Here is a 16,129-nt window from a genome sequence, read left to right on the forward strand (position 1 = left end):
TAATCGCTTGCGGTGATAGGTTTTTGCCCATGTCGAGATGGGGGATGCTGTGGGCGATCTGACCGTAGAGCCAACGGCCGTTGGGACGGCCGCCACCACGATTTCACGTTGCGCTTCACGCCTGTCCGGCGCAGAGTTCACCAGCACGTTCACTGTGCTCACCGGCGCATTCATCGGCGCCACGCAGACAATGTCCGACGTGGCGGGCAGCGGGGACAACAGTATCCGCACCGCGATGGTCAATGCGTCAGGCACGGTATCCGCGTTCTCCGAACTGGTCGCAGGATTCAAGAACACCACCGTCGAGCAGGACGCACAGGCCGCCAAGACGATCCGATCCGCAATTGGGTACCCGCGATGACCCCGACCTACAACCAGGTCATGGCGTGGAATCCGGGCGCGCTGTCGGAGGTCGCGCCGGGAGTCTCGGCACTGGCCAAGACACTCATGGACGAAGCCCCGAACGCCGGCAATCCGGTCCTGAACCTCACCAACGCACAATGGACAGGACGAGCCCGACCTCCCGCCGACGATCGTGCCGAGGCAATCACGAAGTGGCTCAGGAACACAGCGGCGAGATTCCAGTCTCTGGCGAATGCTCTCACCACCGGCTCCGACAACATCGTCGATGCCACGGCAGCTCTGGCGGCGCGCAAGATCTGGGCAGACGTCGAGGGCTACATCCTGAACCAGGATGACGGCAACTATTCCGTGTCATTCTCGCCGGCCAAAGCGCCGGAGGGCGCAGCATTCGATGCCAACACCGCGTTCGAACACCAGACCGCGCTGCATAATCTGGGCAAGGCGGCCGACGACGCTGTGACCACCGCCCGCAACGAGATCAGTGCGAAGCTCTCCGCGATCGGCAGGATGACCCCGGCGTCGATCGCAGCCACAAACGGAGCAATCGATCCCACGCTGGCGGCCGGAGACGTGACGGCCATCCGCAACGGAACGGCCACGCCTGAACAGCGGGGCCGCTACTTACGTGCGATGCGCTTGACGCCGAGCCAGCTGGCCCGGCTGCAACTCGGCGAGCGCATTGACATCGACCCGTCGAAACTCGCCTACATCCAGAACGCCATGAATGCGATCGACGCCGGCGATGGTGATCTCACAGGCGTCGACGCATTCGACAAATTCGGCACGGCGCCGGGTGATTGGCGTTTGCGAGTGGCAACAGCGAGCGGGCTGCAGGTGGTATCGAACTCGAATGTTCACGCGGGAAATCGTCAAGGCGGATTCGCCTTGTTACCGGATTCGATCAAAGATGTTGTCGCACAAGGTCAGAACCGTCCGCTGCAACTGGGCGGAGTCGCCCGGGACCAGATGATGCGAAACCTGGGTGGCCTCGGCAAACTGATCTCGGCTGGCGATGCCCGCTATCAGGCCGGGACCGATCTGGATCGCAGCCTCGGCAAGATCGCACGCAACTACGTCGGTATCCAGGTCGACGCCGAGCAGGATGGCATACCTTCTGGTCTCAGCCCCGACCACATCAACGGGCTGCAAGACCTGTTGAACGGCATCGGCCGCGACAAGATGTGGGTTCAGGACGCGTTCACTGCCGGTAACGGCGACGGCAAGGATTTCATCCACGACCTCCTGACCCTGCATTGGAGTGACGACGGCGAAGCCGCGGGACAACTGTGGCGGTTCAGTGCTCACGATGCCCAGCTGGCCCTGCATCCCTCCGGCGACGCGTTGACCGATCAACTCGACCTGGCAACGTCGAGACGAACGAGTTCGATCCTCGAATCCATGCTGCGCTACGCCGGGTCACCAGACGGCTACCACGAACTGATGAACATCGGTGGGGCTGCCGAGGATCAGTCAGTGGGGCAACTCAACCCGCGCGGTCTGCAGACCCTCGCCGAGTCCTTGAAGCCCTACGTCGCCGAGCTCGGCGGCGGACAGGACCTGCGGCTGCCCGGATTCAACGATGTCGATCCCAACAATGTCGGCGGGTACCAGAATCTCCTGCACACCCCGGGACATGACCCCAGCCACCCAACAAGCAATTACGAAGGGGCCTCGAGGATCTTCGGGTTGCTCGCCACCGACGAGACGGCAGCCAAGACCTTCTACGGGGAGGTGTACAAACAGATTGCGGCAGAGACCGTCGACTATGCGGCCAACCCCAATGCCGGCGACGCGGCACACCGACTGGCGCTGATCGCACACCTGCGTGGGCTCGCCGACGAAGGATTGCTCTACGCTGCACATGATCTGGCCACCAACGATTTCGACGCCGCCCAGAAGTCTTTTCAGCTGAAGAAGTTGATCATCGACGATGTGTTCAGCGCGTCGGATCTCCTCACCGGAAAGCTGACCGACAAGGCTCCCGGATCGGACATCCTGCTCGGACACGTCACTGAGAATCTGAAAGAGGCATTGCTCGGCGCGGAGCCATCGGGACAGGACTTTGCTCCGCAGGACTACAAGCAGCAGCTGCATGGTGATGCCAGCCTGACGGGCAGTCGAGTAGGCGACATTCGCGCCGCGATTCTAGCTGCCACGACCGGCGATGTGCGGTCGCAGCTCGACCCCGAGCTTGCGCGCAGACTCGGTGAAGCCTCCTGGTTCAATCCCGATGGCTCGTTGAGGACTCGCGAACAGATCCTCACCGCGGGGAACAATCCCGAGCAAATCGACATCGACATACGTACCGTTCTCGAGCAGATTGCCAAGCGAACGCATAACAGCAACCCGGCAAACATTCCCGCTGACTACGGGGCCGTGTGGGATGAATCCGAGGAGCTCGATCCGTCGAACTGGAGCTTGCGGCGATGAGGCGCCTCTGGTCGCGCGCCCTGGTCGCCCCTGTTGTCGTGCTCATTGCTGCGATGCTCCTGGCCGGGTGTTCCGGTGATTCTCCCGAACCTGTCGAGCCAACCCGCCCGGCCATCCCGTACACCATGATCTGGTCCGCCGCCGACGGCATCGACGTGCAGAAGCGTGCTGGCGAATTGGTGCGTGCCGCCTTCGATGGTGGTGAGATGGCCGCCTGGGCCGGCGTCGAGCATTCGTTCCCCGGCTTCGCCGATGCCGTCGCCGGCGCGCGCGCCTACTTCGGCTATTGGGGCAGCCCGCATCAACCCCCGAGCCCCGACAACCTCCCATCCATGGAAAACAAAGTCCTGTTTCGCCACATCGCCACGCTTCGAGCGACCGATACCCGCATCAGCGCCCGTGTCTGCACCCTGCAACGTGCCGTCAAACCACACTGGCCTCCGTTACCCGACACCGGCCCCGGCACCTTCATCGGTAAAACTCGGCCTCGTACTCTGGATGTGGAGTTGGTCAAGCCCGTTGATGCGTCGGCGGGTGCTGCCGGGCAGCGCGACAGGGCGTCCGATCGCCACGCCCCGGCCGGCAGCAACCAACCGTCCTGGAATGCGTTCGGCAACTGGCGTATTGACGCGATCTACGATCTGTACGGTAAAGACCGCGACGGCACCATCACCCGCAGGTTCGGCACCGAACCCGAATGCATGGCCTGGTGGCACCAACTCTTCCCCGGGTGGTCGGGCACCTCCGGACTCACATTCGGGCCACCGAATGCTCCCACCGATCAGTGGTCCTGGTACAACCAGATCGCCATCGACCCGCCCGCACCGCCGTCATTCCCGGAATGGATCTCCCCCAAAGGCGTCGACGCCTGAACGCGGCACACCACCCTTTTGCGCGGCCTGCACCGATTGGTTTCCCTCCCGCACATCTCACCGTAGTTTCGTCGCAGACCGCGGTCGCGCACAGTTCTCGCGCGGCTGACCAAACCTGCTGTGTGACAACAGTACCGAAGCCGAGCCCGTCGGCCTTCGGGGTTCACGCACGCGTCGACAGCACGAGGAGCCCACCATGACCCAGGTCCACGACTCGACCGCGACACCCGATCTTTCGAATTCCCCGACGTCCTCGCACGAGTCGCCGAGGGCGTCGTCACACGCGAGCTCGACAATGTCAACCCATTCGATCAGGTCAAGCAGATCGCCGAGTCCGGCTACGGGAAGCTCCGGCTGCCCGTCGCGGCGGGTGGTGCCGGATACTCACTGCGCCAACTGTTCTCCGCGATTATCGATCTCGCGGCCGCCGACCCCACTGTTGCCCACATCTACCGCACCCATTTCTGGCTCACCGAAGAATTCCTGCTCCTCGGCACCGATAACGCCAACAGATTCCTGAACCTGATAGCTGATGGCAAGGTCTTCGGCAACGCCACCAGTGAACGCGGCACCAAAGCCGCCGGTGACTTCCAGTTCAACACCACCCTCGCGCCGGTTGACGGTGCCGACCACTTCGTCCTCAACGGCGAGAAGTTCTATACCACCGGCACCCTGTTCTCCGACTACGTCAGCGTATGGACCGTCAAGGGCACCACCCTGACCTCCATCGTGATCCCCACCGACCGCGCCGGCGTAGAGATCCTCGACGACTGGGACGGTTTCGGTCAGCGTCGTACCGGTTCGGGCACAACCCGATTCACCGATGTCGCGGTCTATCCGGAGGACCTCCTGCGGGAGGTGCCGCTCGACGAGCCGCAGGCCAAGTCCACGCAGGGTGCGTTTGTCCAGCTCTACCTGCATGCGGTGATCGCCGGCATTCTGCGTGCCATCGTGGCCGACGCCAAGGCCCTCGTCGAAGGCCGCAGCCGCAACTTCACCCACGCATCCGCTCCGGTGCCCGCCGAGGACCCGTCGTTGCAGCAGGTGGTCGGCGAGCTCGCCTCACTGGCCTTTGTCACCGAGAGCACCGTGCTCATCGCCGCCGAAAGCCTTGATGCTGCAGCAGAATCCGCGGTCGACGGCATCCAGGACCCGGCGCTGGCACAGGCTGCGGCACTCGCCGCGTCCAAGGCCAAGGTGGTGCTCGACGACATCGGTACGCGTGCGGCCACCCTGCTGTTCGAGGCCGGTGGCGCGTCGGCGTCGAGCCGGAGCAAGGATCTCGATCGGCACTGGCGCAACATCCGGACCATCACGCTGCACAATCCCGCCCGGCTCAAGGCGCAGGCCGTCGGTGCCCACGTGCTGCTCGACCAGGACCTGCCCGCCAACGGATACTTCTGATCGCCTGTCACCTCTCACACCTCAAGGCAGGCAACCCATCATGTCCAACGAGATCGACGAACGTGATCCCGACAACCGCCGAGCCATCGACTCGGTCCTCGAGAAGCTCGACACCGACGGACTCGGCCGGCGACAGTTCATCAAACTGCTCGCGGGTACCGGCGCGGCGCTCGCCACCGGCGGCGCCCCTCGCGGCCGTCGGCCGGGGTGAAACCCATTCCGGCGCAGTCGCCTACACCGATGGCCAGTTCGCGCTACTGAACTGGTCGGCGACCGGCGACTACCAGGTCCAGTGGGCCGAGGCCTACCAGTCCGCCGCTGAACAGCTCGGGTACAAGTCGGTGGTACTGGACGGCAAGAGCGATGCGGCCGTGCAGTCCAACCAGTTCAACCAGCTCCTGACGCAGAAGACCACCGCGATCTTCGTGGGTCTCAACGACGCGGGCGCACTGCCGACACTGGCCCAGGGCGCCAACCGCAGCGGAGTGCTCTTCCAGGCGGCGTGGAACTCCCCGGCCTGGTCCACCCCTTGGGACAGTGATCAATACGGTCCCGACTACAACTCCTTCCTGATCCCCGACGAGTACGAATCGGTCGGCAAGGCCGTCGACGTACTCGCCAAACAGATCGGCGAAGAGGGCACCGTCGTGCGGGTCGGCGGCTACTACCCGTCGATCGACGGTTGTGAGGTCCAGCGCCGACTCGCCGTACACCACACCCTGGCCAAGTATCCCAAAATCCGCTTCGCCGGTGAACTGCACGCCAAGTACGACGCCGATCTGTCCCAGCGGGCGACCACGTCCCTGCTCACCCGATACCCGGACACCGTCGGAATCGTCGCCGTCAACGACGACGCGGCGACCGGTGTGGTCGCCGGAATCGAAGCCGCCGGAAAGGTTCCCGGCAAGGATGTCTTCGTGGTGGGCGCCAACGGCTCCACCGCCGGCATCGAACGCGTCGTGAGCGGCCGGCAACTCGTGACCACCGGTAACGTCCCGGCCTACCCGTCCTTCGTCACCGTCGCCCAATTCCACGATCGGCTGCGCGGATGGCGACCCGAGCCGGCCGAACGGATGTACGGCTGGCACGCCGAGATCATCACCCGCGACAACGTGGCGAAGTTCAAGGCCCGTTACGTCGACGCGCCGATCGGGCAGTCCTTCGACGTGAAGCTGCTCTCCCGCACCGAGCATCCGCGCGACTTCGACCTGCAGTTCGACGCCTATCCCATCGAGGACCTCGAGCACATCTGGCCGGGGGTACCCAAACCCGACGGCTACACCTATCCGGAGGCCTACCTCGCGGCGCAACGCAACGGCGACTTCGACCGCATCCGCGCCCTGTACCGCGACCACTACCGGTCCCCGGTACTGGGCCCCTCCCCCTATGGAAGGTACGCATGAACACCACATCGGGCACCGCGCGCCTCGAGGTGCGCGACATCGTCAAGTCCTTCGGCGCCAACCGCGCACTCAAAGGCGTGAACCTGACCGTGGGCGACGGCGAGGTCGTCGGCCTTATCGGCGAGAACGGGGCGGGCAAGAGCACGATCCTCAACATCGTGTCCGGCGTGCTGCCCTACGACTCCGGGACCATCACCCTCGACGGCACCGAGATCGCGCCCAAGACCTATCAGGAAGCCAACCGGCTGGGCATCTTCCGGGTGTTCCAGGAGGCCAACCTGATCGACAAGCTAGCCGTCTACGAGAACACCTTCTTCGGCTGGGAGAAGCTCTTCACCTCGCGCGGCTTCCTCAACCGGGGTGCGCTCATCCGCGCCACCGACGAGGCATTGGACGAGGCCGGCATCGACGGAATCGACGCACGCACCCCAACGGGTTCACTGTCGCCGGGACAGAAGCAGAGCCTGGACATCGCACGCGTCATCGCACTCGCCCGCACCCTCGAGATCGAGCGTCCGGTGGTGCTTTTCGACGAGCCCACCACCGCACTCGACCATGAACACGAGGACAACTTCCTGCGTCTGTTGCAGCGCCTCCGTGGGCAGGCCGCGGTGGTGTTCGTCTCACATCGGCTGCCGGAGATCCTCGCGACCACCGATCGGGTCACCGTCTTCAAGGATGGCGAGTCCATCGCCGAACGCGACACGACGGGAGCCGACGAGACCCAGCTGCACCGCCTGATGGTCGGGCGCGTCCGCACCGAGAACTACTACCGCGCGGGGGCACAGACGATCGTCGACGCCGGGCAACGTCCACGCCTGGCGGTTCGGGACCTCGCCGGTGCGGATGTGTTGCGGGAGGCCACCTTCGAGGTTCTGCCCGGTGAGATCTTCGGGCTCGCCGGCACCGAGGGCTCCGGAAAACGCGTCCTCGGCGAGATCGTCGCAGGTGCGGTGGCCCGCACCGAGGGGACCGTCACGGTCAACGGCAGCCCCGTCGACGGCGGCATCGCCGCGCATGTCGCGGCCGGCATCGCCTGCGTCCCACCGGACCGCGCCGAGAAGGGCCTCATCACCACCGCGTCGATCGTCGACAACATCCAACTCGCCTCCCTGCACGACAGATTCGCCACACGCCGGGTCGGATTGTGGGCGGTCGGGCGAGCCCGCAAGGTCGCGCAGGAGTACGTGGAGAGACTCGGCATCGTCGCCGAGAGCATCGACGCCCCGGTGTCGTCGCTGTCGGGGGGCAACGCGCAGAAGGTGTTGCTGGCCAAGTGGTTGCTGCGGCACCCTGACCTGCTCATCCTCGACGCCCCCACCCAGGGTGTGGACACCGGCGCCCGCGAGGGCATCTATGACCTCCTTCGTGCCGCGGCCGCAGCCGGCACCTCCATCCTGCTGGTCAGCGACGACCTGCCCGAGCTCATCGGCCTGTCCCACCGGATCGGCGTGATCACCAATGGCCGGCTCGTCACCGTCGTCGATGCCCCGGCCGATGCCAAACCGGCCGAGCACGACCTCGTCGCGCTCATGCTCCCCGGCACCCCCGCCCAGCCGGCCACCGGCTACGACGCCGGCACCTCCACGGCCACAACAGCTCCCACGACCACTGCTGCCACAACCACGAACGGATGACCCCGTGACCACCGAAGCTCAACGCCCCTCCACCCTGCCCGCCCTCGCACTACCGAAGCGAGAACAACTCATCGCGGCGCTGCGCAAACCGAATATCGCACGCGACGTGCTACCGCTCCTCGCGCTCATCGCTCTCATCGGCTACTTCTCCCTTCGCGCCGAAGCCTTTCGGAGTCCCGCCAACTTCGCACTCATCAGCGGGCAGGCCGGTATCCTGCTGCTGGCGTCCCTCGGCGCCACCCTGGTGATCGCCGGCAGCATCGATCTGTCCGTCGGCTCGATCGCCCTGTTGACCGGGACCGTGGTGGCCTATCTGATTCGCGAAGGCGTCGCGAATCCCGCGCTGGCCATCGCGATCGCGGTCGGCGTGGGCGCACTCATCGGTCTGCTCAACGGTGTGGTCTTCGCCTTCGGCCGGGTGCCGTCGTTCATCGCGACACTCGGAACACTGTCGCTGTTCGCCGGGATCGGACTGACCATCCTGGAGGGTTCCACGATCAACTTCACCGACACCGGAATTCGCAATCTCGCCGTCGGACAGCTGATCCCGAACCTACAAAACGCCGCACTCATCGCCCTCGTGGTGCTCGGAATCGTGTGGTTCCTCTCGCGCCGCACCCGGATCGGCCTGTACACCTATGCGGTCGGCGGCAACGAGCGCGTCGTCGCGCTCGCCGGCGTCTCCACCCGGCGGGTCAAGGTGTTCACCTGGTCATCTCCGGCATCACCGCCGGTCTCGCCGGTCTGCTGTTGACCGCACAACTCGGGGCTGCCGGACCGACACTGGGATCGACGATCCTGCTCGACTCCGTGGCGGCCATCGTCATCGGCGGCACCGCCCTGTCCGGAGGCGTCGGCAGCGTCGGGCGCACCGTGCTCGGCGTGCTCATCCTCACCGTATTGTCCAACGGGCTCAACCAGATCGGTGCCGCCGACTACACCCAGACCATCATCAAGGGACTCGTCATCGTGGTGGCCGCGGTCTTCACGATGGCCTCTCAGCGCAAGCTGATCATCAAATAGCCACTGCCCCATCCCCTACGCTTACGAGAACCGGATCAACCATGAACCAGCCGACGGCCACACCACTGCGCTTCTCCGCCTTCGTGATGAACACTACTTCCCATATCCTGCAGGGCCTCTGGCGGACCGAGGAGGCGCAGCAGACCAACTTCAACTCGCTCGAACACTGGGTGAGCCTGGCCCGAGAGCTCGAACGCGGGAAGTTCGACTTCATCTTCTTCGCCGACGTGACCGGCCTCTACGGCGACTACGACGGCGGCTATCGCAAGTATGTCCAGGCGGGACTGCAGATCCCGTCCAACGACCCGTCGGTGATCGCCTCGGCCATCGCCTACAACACCACCGATCTCGGCATCGCCATCACGAGTTCGGTTCTGCAAGACCATCCATTCAATTTCGCCCGCAAGATCTCGACCCTCGACCATGCTTCGGGCGGGCGCATCGCCTGGAACATCGTCACCAACGGCCTGGCCAACGCGTCCCGAAACTTCGGCTACGACGACCTCGAGGAACACGACGAACGGTACGTGTGGGCCGACGAGTACGCCGACGTCGTCTACAAACTGTGGGAGGGCTCCTGGGACGACGGGGCCCTGCTCGCCGACAAGGAACGCGGGCTGCATGGCGATCCGTCCAAGGTGCACAAGATCTTTCACGAAGGAAAGCGGTACCGGGTGGAGGGACCACACCTCGTGGCCCCGTCACCGCAGCGCACACCGGTGCTGTTCCAGGCCGGTTCGTCACCCGCCGGCCGCGAGTTCGCCGCGCGAAACGCCGAGGCACAGTTCATCATCACGCCGAACCCCGAAGCCGCACGCCTCCTCGTCGACGACACCCGCGCCCGGCTGCCGCGTTACGGCCGCGACCCGCATGACCTCACCTTCTTCCAGGGTCTGCACTTCGTCATCGGCAGTACCGAGGAGGAGGCGCGACGCAAGGAAGCCGAGCTCGAGGACAACATCGACCTCGACGCGATGATCGCGCATCTGTCCGGCGCGATCGGCATCGACTTCGGCAGCCATCCACTCGACACCCCGCTCGGCGCCATCGAGACCGAGGGCATCCGCAGCGTCCTGGACTGGGTACGCGACTCGGTCGACGGCCGGGAGGCGACCATCGAGGATCTCGGTCGGCTCCAGGGCCGCAATTCGCGGGTCGTCGGCACCCCCGAACAGATCGCCGACGAACTCCAGCGGTGGCGCGACGCCGGCGTGGACGGCATCAATGTCGTCAATGCCACCATCCCGGGCAGCTACGTCGAATTCATCGACCACGTGATGCCGGTGCTACAGCAGCGCGGTCTGGCCCAAAGCGAGTACGCGCCGGGAACCGCGCGCGCCAAACTGTTCGGTTCCGACCTGCTGAACCACCGACATCCGGCGGCGAAGTATCGCGGCGCCTTTGCCGAGGTCACCGCGGGAGTGTGACGACTCAGGCGCCGGCGCCCTCCGACGACGCCCGTCGCGAAGCACACCAGCGTCGGGCGAGATGGATGAACGTCGGCACGACGATCGTGAGCACCGAGGCGATGATGAAGATCTCGATGTTGTCGCGGATGATCGGGATGTTGCCGAGAAAGTAGCCGAGCAGGATGATCCCGGCGGCCCAGACAATGCTGCCCAGCACGCTGAACAGGGTGAAGAGCCGGTAGGACATGCCGCTGAATCCGGCCACCAGCGGTGTCAGGGTCCGCACGATCCCGATGAACCGTCCGAAGAAGACGGTGAGCGCACCGAAGCGGTCGAAGTAGGTGTGAGTGCGGGCGACGTACTCGGGGCCGATCGTCTTCATCAACCGCCCTTCGACGACACCCCTGCCCAGGCGACGGCCAATGAAGTAGCCGCATTGGTCGCCGAGGATGGCGGCCACCGGGACGGCCACGCACAGCAACCACACCGGGGCGTAGGGATTCGGCTGTGCCGCGAGCACGCCGGCGGTGAACAGGACCGAGTCGCCCGGGAAGATGAACCCGATCAGCAGGCCCGTCTCCACGAAGATCAGCACGCAGAGCCCGACGAGGCCACCGGTCGCCAGGAAGGTGTCGATATCGAACGGATTCATCACCGTCGAGCGTAGTCACCTTCGAACACGCCGATCGGTCCGCGACCTGGCCGGTTGGGGGGTTGTCAGCGGTTGTTCACACCCGGGACACTTGGTACCGGGTGCCCGGGCACGTTAACTCGATGCAACATGCCGGGCGAATCGTCCCAGTGTGCTGTTTACTCGGGGGTCAGGGCGTCGGCGCGACGTCCATGAACGAGTGCACGCCGTCGTGATGACCGAGGAGTGAGCCGTGTCGACCAAGCCCCCGGGGCCGGTACTGCGCCCGGTCACCGACACCGACGTGCGGACCGAGTACCACACCATTCACGGGTACCGGCGTGCCTACCGCATCGCGGGGAGCGGTCCGGCGTTGCTGCTCATCCACGGCATCGGCGACAACTCGTCCACCTGGAATGAGGTCATCCCGATCCTCGCCCAGCACTACACGGTGATCGCCCCCGACCTGCTGGGCCACGGCAAATCGGACAAACCGCGTGCGGACTACTCGGTCCCCGCTTTCGCCAACGGCATGCGCGACCTGCTGGTGGTACTCGGCCACACCAAGGTGACCGTCGTCGGCCATTCGCTCGGCGGCGGTGTCGCCATGCAGTTCTGTTATCAGTTCCCCCGCTTCGTCGAACGTCTCGTCCTTGTCGCCGCCGGCGGCGTCACCCGTGACGTGCACCCGGCCTTGCGTCTGATCTCGATGCCGGTGGCCCACCAGCTGCTGTCGATGCTGCGCGTCCCCGGGGTGGTTCCTGGTCTGAAACTCGCCGCCAAGGGCGTGGTCGGGGTGCCGCTGCAGACGGCACTGCCCGACTCCATCGCTCCCCGACGGGTCCTCAATGACCACGAGGACCTCATCCGGGTGCTCGCCGACCTCGCCGACGCCAAGGCGTCGGCCGCGTTCCTGCGCACGCTGCGGGCCGTGGTGGACTGGCGCGGACAATCGATCACGATGCTCGACCGCTGCTATCTGACCGAGCGGCTACCGGTGCTGATCGTCTGGGGCGACGACGACACCGTCATCCCCTACCACCACGCCGAACTCGCCCACGCCGCGATCCCACACTCGCAGTTGGAGACCTTCGTCGGCTCGGGACACTTCCCGTTCCACGACGACCCCGAACGATTCTGCCGCGTGGTCATCGACTTCATGCAAACGCACGAGCCCGTCGTCTTCGACCCGCTCAACTGGCGTCATCTGCTCTCCGAGGGCCAGCGACTCGACGAATTCGTCGGCGACGACGAGACCGTCGAGGCGGTACTCGAGGCGATCGAGGACGAACGCAGCGCCACCTGACACCGTCGGCACCCACCCGTCCCCGCCCACGAATGTGCCACCATGGGGCATGACGTATCCGTACGACCCGTACGCGGGATCCTCGTCGGCCTTCGGCGAATCGTCGTTCCCGGGAGCCGGTTACGGCGCGCCCGTCCCGACCGGCGGCGAGCCGGTCCTGGTCGCCATCGGACCCATCCAGTGCACGCAAACCCACGTGATCACCCCCGCGGGCACCGCACCCATCGCCGGCGCGCGCTGGACCTTTGTCAACCAGACCTACAACACGCGTGCCATACCCCAATGGGCGCTCATCACCGCGATCGTGACCGCGCTGCTGTTCTGCGGGCTCGGACTGCTGTTCCTGCTGGTCAAGGAGGACCGCACCCAGGGCTACGTGCAGATCACCGTCGAAGCCGAGGGCCTGCGTTACTCCACGTCGATCCCGGTGTACTCACCACTGACCGTCAGCGACCTCGGCCAGCGGGTGAACTATGCGCAGAGCCTCGGCTGAGCATGACATGATGCCGGGGTGACCTACCCCTCGCACCTACCGTTCGACGACGGGAACTCCGACCCGCTGGCGCCGACCTATCGCGCCCAACCCGGTTACCCGGCACCCCATCCCGGGATGCCGTCGGTGTACGGCGTGCCGCAGCCCGCCTACTTCGTGGCTCCGGTCCCGCCGGTCTATGGTCTCTACCCCGGCGCTGCCGATCCCCTGGCCCCCTTCGGCCGGGACCCGCTGACCGGTGAACCGTTGTCCGACAAATCGAAGGTCGCCGCCGGTCTCCTGCAGCTGTTTCTCGGCGGGTTCGGCGTGGGCAGGTTCTACCTCGGGCATGGCGGCGTCGGTGCCGCACAGCTGTGCTTGACGATCGTCGGGTGGCTACTCGCGATCTTTTTCGTCGGGTTCATCCTGCTGTTCGCGGTCAGCATCTGGGCACTCGTCGACGCGGTCATGATGTTCACCGGCAGCGTGCGCGACAGCCGCGGTTACAAACTGCGATCCTGACGACAATTCACCCGCCGCAACACCCGCCGGCCCGTCGCACGTCTCTGGTGACCGTATTGCGTTCGGCGAGTTCATCATCGGCCGGATAGTCGACACGCACCAGGCACAACCCGCAGGCATCGGCGACCGGGACCTGGCTGCTGCGCTGTGTTTCGGCGAGAAGTCCACGACACCAGTCGATATCGCGACGGCCATCGCCGACACTTGCGACCGCCCCGACCAGTGAGCGCACCATCGACCAGCAGAACGCGTCGGCGCTCACCTGCCCCACCAGCACCCCGCCGGCGTGCCGTGTCCACGAGAACTGCTGAAGATCCCGGATCGTCGTGGCACCCTCGCGACGACGACAGAACGCGGCAAAGTCGTTGAGCCCCAACAGTGAGGCTGACGCGGCGTTCATCGCATCGACGTCGAGCGGCCGACGCCACGTGGCCGTGGTGCGCGCGTGGATGGGTTCCGCACCCCAGCGGGCGTCGGTGAGCCGATACTCGTAGTGGCGCCGCAGGGCCGAGAACCGGGCGTCGAAATCGCCACTCACCGAGGCGATTTCCTTGACCCGGACATCGTCGGGCAGCATCTTCGCGAGGCGCCCGACCAACAGCGACGGGTCACCGCCGATACTGCGTGTCTGCAGCGCGGAGACGGGAATGTCGGTATGGCACACCTGCCCGGTGGCGTGCACCCCGGCGTCGGTGCGCCCGGCGACGGTCAGCCGCACCGGAATCCGCAGCACCGTCGCCAGGGTGTCCTCGAGAACGGCGCCCACCGTCCGTTGATCCGTCTGCCGCGCCCAGCCCGCGAAATCGGTTCCTTCGTAACCGACATCGAGGCGTAAACGACAGAACCCGCTGTCACCGGCATCGGTGACAGCGGGTTCTGTCATGAGTACGAGTAGCCCTGCGGACTACTTCTTGTCGTCGCCGTCGACGTCGGCACCCTCGGCCTCGGGAGCGGTGGCGGCGGTCGACTCGTCGTCAACAGCCTCGGCCACGGCGTCGGCGTTCTCGACGGCCGCGTCGTCGGCGTCGGCCTCAACGGCCTCGACGACGTTCTCCGGGGCATCCTCGGCAACGACCTCTTCGGTCGCGTCGAGCTTGTCCTCTGCGGCTTTCTTCGAAGCGGCCACGCGGGTTGCGCGGCTTGCCTCGCTCGACGCGGTGGACTCACGCACCAGCTCGATCACGGCCATCGGGGCGTTGTCGCCCTTGCGCGGCAGCGTCTTGATGATGCGGGTGTATCCACCGTTGCGATCGGCGAAGTGCGGGCCGATCTCGTCGAACAGCGTGTGCACGACGTCCTTGTCGCGGATCACCTTGAGGACCTCACGACGGTTGGCCAGCTTGCCGGCCTTGGCGTGGGTGATCAGCTTCTCGGCGTACGGGCGCAGCCGCTTGGCCTTGGCCTCGGTGGTGGTGATTCGACCGTGCTCGAAGAGCGAGGTGGCGAGATTCGCCAGCATTGCCTTCTGGTGGCTGGCCGACCCGCCGAGGCGGGCACCCTTGGTGGGCTTGGGCATTTCTCTTCTCCTAGAAGAACTTCCCGTCTCACGACGGCGAAGTCAGGGTTAGGGTGACAGCCTTTACAGCTGCTCGGTCTCTGCGAAATCCTCACCGGAATCGGCGTCGAAGGACGCGTCATCCGACCACGTGCCGGTGGCCGGGTCGTAACCGGCGACCTGCGACGGGTCGAAGCTGGCCGGGCTGTCCTTGAGGGACAGACCCAGAGCGTGCAGCTTGACCTTGACCTCATCGATCGACTTCTGCCCGAAGTTGCGGATGTCGAGCAGATCCGACTCGGTCCGGGCAACCAGCTCGCCGACGGTGTGCACACCCTCGCGCTTGAGGCAGTTGTAGGACCGGACGGTCAGCTCGAGATCTTCGATCGGCAGGCTGAACGACGCGATGTGGTCGGCCTCGGCCGGCGACGGACCGATCTCGATGCCCTCGGCCTCCACGTTGAGCTCCCGGGCGAGCCCGAAGAGTTCGACGAGGGTCTTGCCCGCGGACGCCAGCGCATCACGCGCGCTGATCGAGTTCTTGGTCTCCACGTCGAGCACGAGCCGATCGAAGTCGGTGCGCTGCTCCACACGGGTGGCCTCGACCTTGTAGGTCACCTTGAGCACCGGCGAGTAGATCGAGTCGACCGGAATCCGGCCGATCTCGGCACCCGACGCCTTGTTCTGCACGGCCGGGACGTAGCCGCGGCCCCGCTCGACGACGAGCTCGATCTCGAGCTTGCCCTTGTCGTTCAGGGTGGCGATGTGCAGATCGGGGTTGTGCACGGTGACGCCGGCCGGCGGCACGATGTCGGCGCCGGTGACGGTGCCCGGACCCTGCTTACGCACGTACATGGTGACCGGCTCGTCCTCTTCGGAGCTCACCACGAGGCCCTTGAGGTTCAAGATGATGTCGGTGACATCCTCCTTGACCCCGGGGACGGTGGTGAACTCGTGGAGCACACCGTCGATGCGGATGCTGGTGATGGCAGCACCCGGGATCGAGCTGAGCAGGGTACGACGCAGCGAGTTGCCGAGGGTGTAGCCGAAGCCGGGCTCGAGCGGTTCGATGACGAACTTCGACCGGTTGTCGGCGAGGATCTCCTCGGTCAGTGTGGGTCGCTGTGAGATGAGCATTTCGTTTTCTCCTTTGGCCAACCGC

Annotated in this window: 16 protein-coding genes and 1 pseudogene; 12 read left to right on the forward strand and 5 right to left on the reverse strand. The window is 65.5% G+C overall.

The annotated features are described in order from the left end of the window. Positions 1–49 precede the first annotated feature (49 nt). The 3 genes from GBRO_RS18180 (at position 50) to GBRO_RS18190 (ending at position 3,665) form a co-directional block, all read left to right on the forward strand. Positions 50–361, forward strand: a complete 312-nt coding sequence (locus GBRO_RS18180; protein ID WP_041919971.1) for a hypothetical protein — start codon at positions 50–52, stop codon at positions 359–361. Then, entirely contained in the window at positions 358–2,793 is a 2,436-nt protein-coding gene (locus GBRO_RS18185) for a TPR repeat region-containing protein (protein WP_012835353.1), read from the forward strand. The genes GBRO_RS18180 and GBRO_RS18185 overlap by 4 nt, the downstream gene beginning before the upstream one ends. 125 nt (positions 2,794–2,918) lie before the next feature. After that, on the forward strand, positions 2,919–3,665 hold the full coding sequence (locus GBRO_RS18190) for a hypothetical protein (RefSeq protein ID WP_227892956.1): 747 nt from the start codon (positions 2,919–2,921) through the stop codon (positions 3,663–3,665). A 384-nt stretch (positions 3,666–4,049) separates the two neighbouring features. On the opposite strand, the gene GBRO_RS27785 is transcribed toward GBRO_RS18190, so the two are convergent. Then, positions 4,050–4,298 (reverse strand): hypothetical protein, encoded by a 249-nt coding sequence (locus GBRO_RS27785; protein WP_370452918.1) that lies wholly within the window; start codon positions 4,296–4,298, stop codon positions 4,050–4,052. On the opposite strand from GBRO_RS27785, the gene GBRO_RS18195 reads away from it, so the two are divergent. From GBRO_RS18195 to GBRO_RS18215, 6 genes and pseudogenes are all read left to right on the forward strand, one after another. Then, a complete protein-coding gene (locus GBRO_RS18195) occupies positions 4,191–5,069 on the forward strand; it encodes an acyl-CoA dehydrogenase family protein (RefSeq protein WP_370452958.1) in 879 nt (292 codons plus the stop codon). The genes GBRO_RS27785 and GBRO_RS18195 overlap by 108 nt on opposite strands. A gap of 40 nt (positions 5,070–5,109) precedes the next feature. Continuing rightward, positions 5,110–5,280: a twin-arginine translocation signal domain-containing protein gene (locus tag GBRO_RS27110; protein ID WP_012835355.1), complete on the forward strand. Its 171-nt coding sequence runs from the start codon at positions 5,110–5,112 to the stop codon at positions 5,278–5,280. A 46-nt stretch (positions 5,281–5,326) separates the two neighbouring features. Next, positions 5,327–6,472 carry a sugar ABC transporter substrate-binding protein gene (locus tag GBRO_RS18200; protein WP_227892968.1) on the forward strand — a complete coding sequence of 382 codons (1,146 nt, stop codon included), beginning with the start codon at positions 5,327–5,329 and terminating at the stop codon, positions 6,470–6,472. Then, a complete protein-coding gene (locus GBRO_RS18205) occupies positions 6,469–8,109 on the forward strand; it encodes a sugar ABC transporter ATP-binding protein (RefSeq protein WP_012835357.1) in 1,641 nt (546 codons plus the stop codon). The genes GBRO_RS18200 and GBRO_RS18205 overlap by 4 nt, the downstream gene beginning before the upstream one ends. Before the next feature lie 244 nt (positions 8,110–8,353). Next, a pseudogene (locus GBRO_RS18210) lies at positions 8,354–9,132 on the forward strand (ABC transporter permease). A 41-nt stretch (positions 9,133–9,173) separates the two neighbouring features. Then, positions 9,174–10,559 (forward strand): LLM class flavin-dependent oxidoreductase, encoded by a 1,386-nt coding sequence (locus GBRO_RS18215; protein WP_012835358.1) that lies wholly within the window; start codon positions 9,174–9,176, stop codon positions 10,557–10,559. 4 nt (positions 10,560–10,563) lie between these two features. On the opposite strand, the gene GBRO_RS18220 is transcribed toward GBRO_RS18215, so the two are convergent. Further along, the gene (locus tag GBRO_RS18220) at positions 10,564–11,193 is read right to left on the reverse strand and encodes a DedA family protein (protein ID WP_012835359.1); all 630 of its coding nucleotides are present in this window, start codon (positions 11,191–11,193) and stop codon (positions 10,564–10,566) included. A gap of 232 nt (positions 11,194–11,425) precedes the next feature. Between GBRO_RS18220 and GBRO_RS18225 the strand changes: the two genes are divergently transcribed. Genes GBRO_RS18225 through GBRO_RS18235 form a run of 3 tightly spaced genes read left to right on the forward strand, consistent with a single transcriptional unit; the run spans position 11,426 to position 13,472 of the window. Further along, positions 11,426–12,478 carry an alpha/beta fold hydrolase gene (locus tag GBRO_RS18225; RefSeq protein ID WP_012835360.1) on the forward strand — a complete coding sequence of 351 codons (1,053 nt, stop codon included), beginning with the start codon at positions 11,426–11,428 and terminating at the stop codon, positions 12,476–12,478. 49 nt (positions 12,479–12,527) lie between these two features. After that, positions 12,528–12,971: a hypothetical protein gene (locus GBRO_RS18230; RefSeq protein ID WP_012835361.1), complete on the forward strand. Its 444-nt coding sequence runs from the start codon at positions 12,528–12,530 to the stop codon at positions 12,969–12,971. Between the two features lie 18 nt (positions 12,972–12,989). Beyond that, positions 12,990–13,472 carry a TM2 domain-containing protein gene (locus GBRO_RS18235; protein ID WP_012835362.1) on the forward strand — a complete coding sequence of 161 codons (483 nt, stop codon included), beginning with the start codon at positions 12,990–12,992 and terminating at the stop codon, positions 13,470–13,472. Between the two features lie 7 nt (positions 13,473–13,479). Here GBRO_RS18235 and truA read toward each other — a convergent pair whose 3' ends face one another. The 3 genes from truA to GBRO_RS18250 form a co-directional block, all read right to left on the reverse strand. After that, complete coding sequence (gene truA, locus GBRO_RS18240; RefSeq protein WP_012835363.1) at positions 13,480–14,355, reverse strand: tRNA pseudouridine(38-40) synthase TruA; 876 nt, start codon at positions 14,353–14,355, stop codon at positions 13,480–13,482. Positions 14,356–14,376: 21 nt separating this feature from the next. Next, complete coding sequence (rplQ, locus tag GBRO_RS18245) at positions 14,377–14,988, reverse strand: 50S ribosomal protein L17 (RefSeq protein WP_012835364.1); 612 nt, start codon at positions 14,986–14,988, stop codon at positions 14,377–14,379. A 63-nt stretch (positions 14,989–15,051) separates the two neighbouring features. Then, entirely contained in the window at positions 15,052–16,104 is a 1,053-nt protein-coding gene (locus tag GBRO_RS18250) for a DNA-directed RNA polymerase subunit alpha (protein ID WP_012835365.1), read from the reverse strand. Positions 16,105–16,129 lie beyond the last annotated feature (25 nt).

Source organism: Gordonia bronchialis DSM 43247, from assembly GCF_000024785.1.
GTDB classification, from domain to species: Bacteria; Actinomycetota; Actinomycetes; order Mycobacteriales; family Mycobacteriaceae; genus Gordonia; species Gordonia bronchialis.

Bases quoted from the DNA above. Each gene is read 5' to 3' on its own strand.
- GBRO_RS18230 (WP_012835361.1), top strand. From the start codon at position 12,528: ATGACGTATCCGTACGACCCGTACGCGGGATCCTCGTCGGCCTTCGGC.
- truA (WP_012835363.1), bottom strand. From the start codon at position 14,355: ATGACAGAACCCGCTGTCACCGATGCCGGTGACAGCGGGTTCTGTCGT.
- rplQ (WP_012835364.1), bottom strand. From the start codon at position 14,988: ATGCCCAAGCCCACCAAGGGTGCCCGCCTCGGCGGGTCGGCCAGCCAC.
- GBRO_RS18250 (WP_012835365.1), bottom strand. From the start codon at position 16,104: ATGCTCATCTCACAGCGACCCACACTGACCGAGGAGATCCTCGCCGAC.
- GBRO_RS18190 (WP_227892956.1), top strand. From the start codon at position 2,919: ATGATCTGGTCCGCCGCCGACGGCATCGACGTGCAGAAGCGTGCTGGC.
- GBRO_RS27110 (WP_012835355.1), top strand. From the start codon at position 5,110: ATGTCCAACGAGATCGACGAACGTGATCCCGACAACCGCCGAGCCATC.
- GBRO_RS18220 (WP_012835359.1), bottom strand. From the start codon at position 11,193: ATGAATCCGTTCGATATCGACACCTTCCTGGCGACCGGTGGCCTCGTC.
- GBRO_RS18205 (WP_012835357.1), top strand. From the start codon at position 6,469: ATGAACACCACATCGGGCACCGCGCGCCTCGAGGTGCGCGACATCGTC.
- GBRO_RS18185 (WP_012835353.1), top strand. From the start codon at position 358: ATGACCCCGACCTACAACCAGGTCATGGCGTGGAATCCGGGCGCGCTG.
- GBRO_RS18215 (WP_012835358.1), top strand. From the start codon at position 9,174: ATGAACCAGCCGACGGCCACACCACTGCGCTTCTCCGCCTTCGTGATG.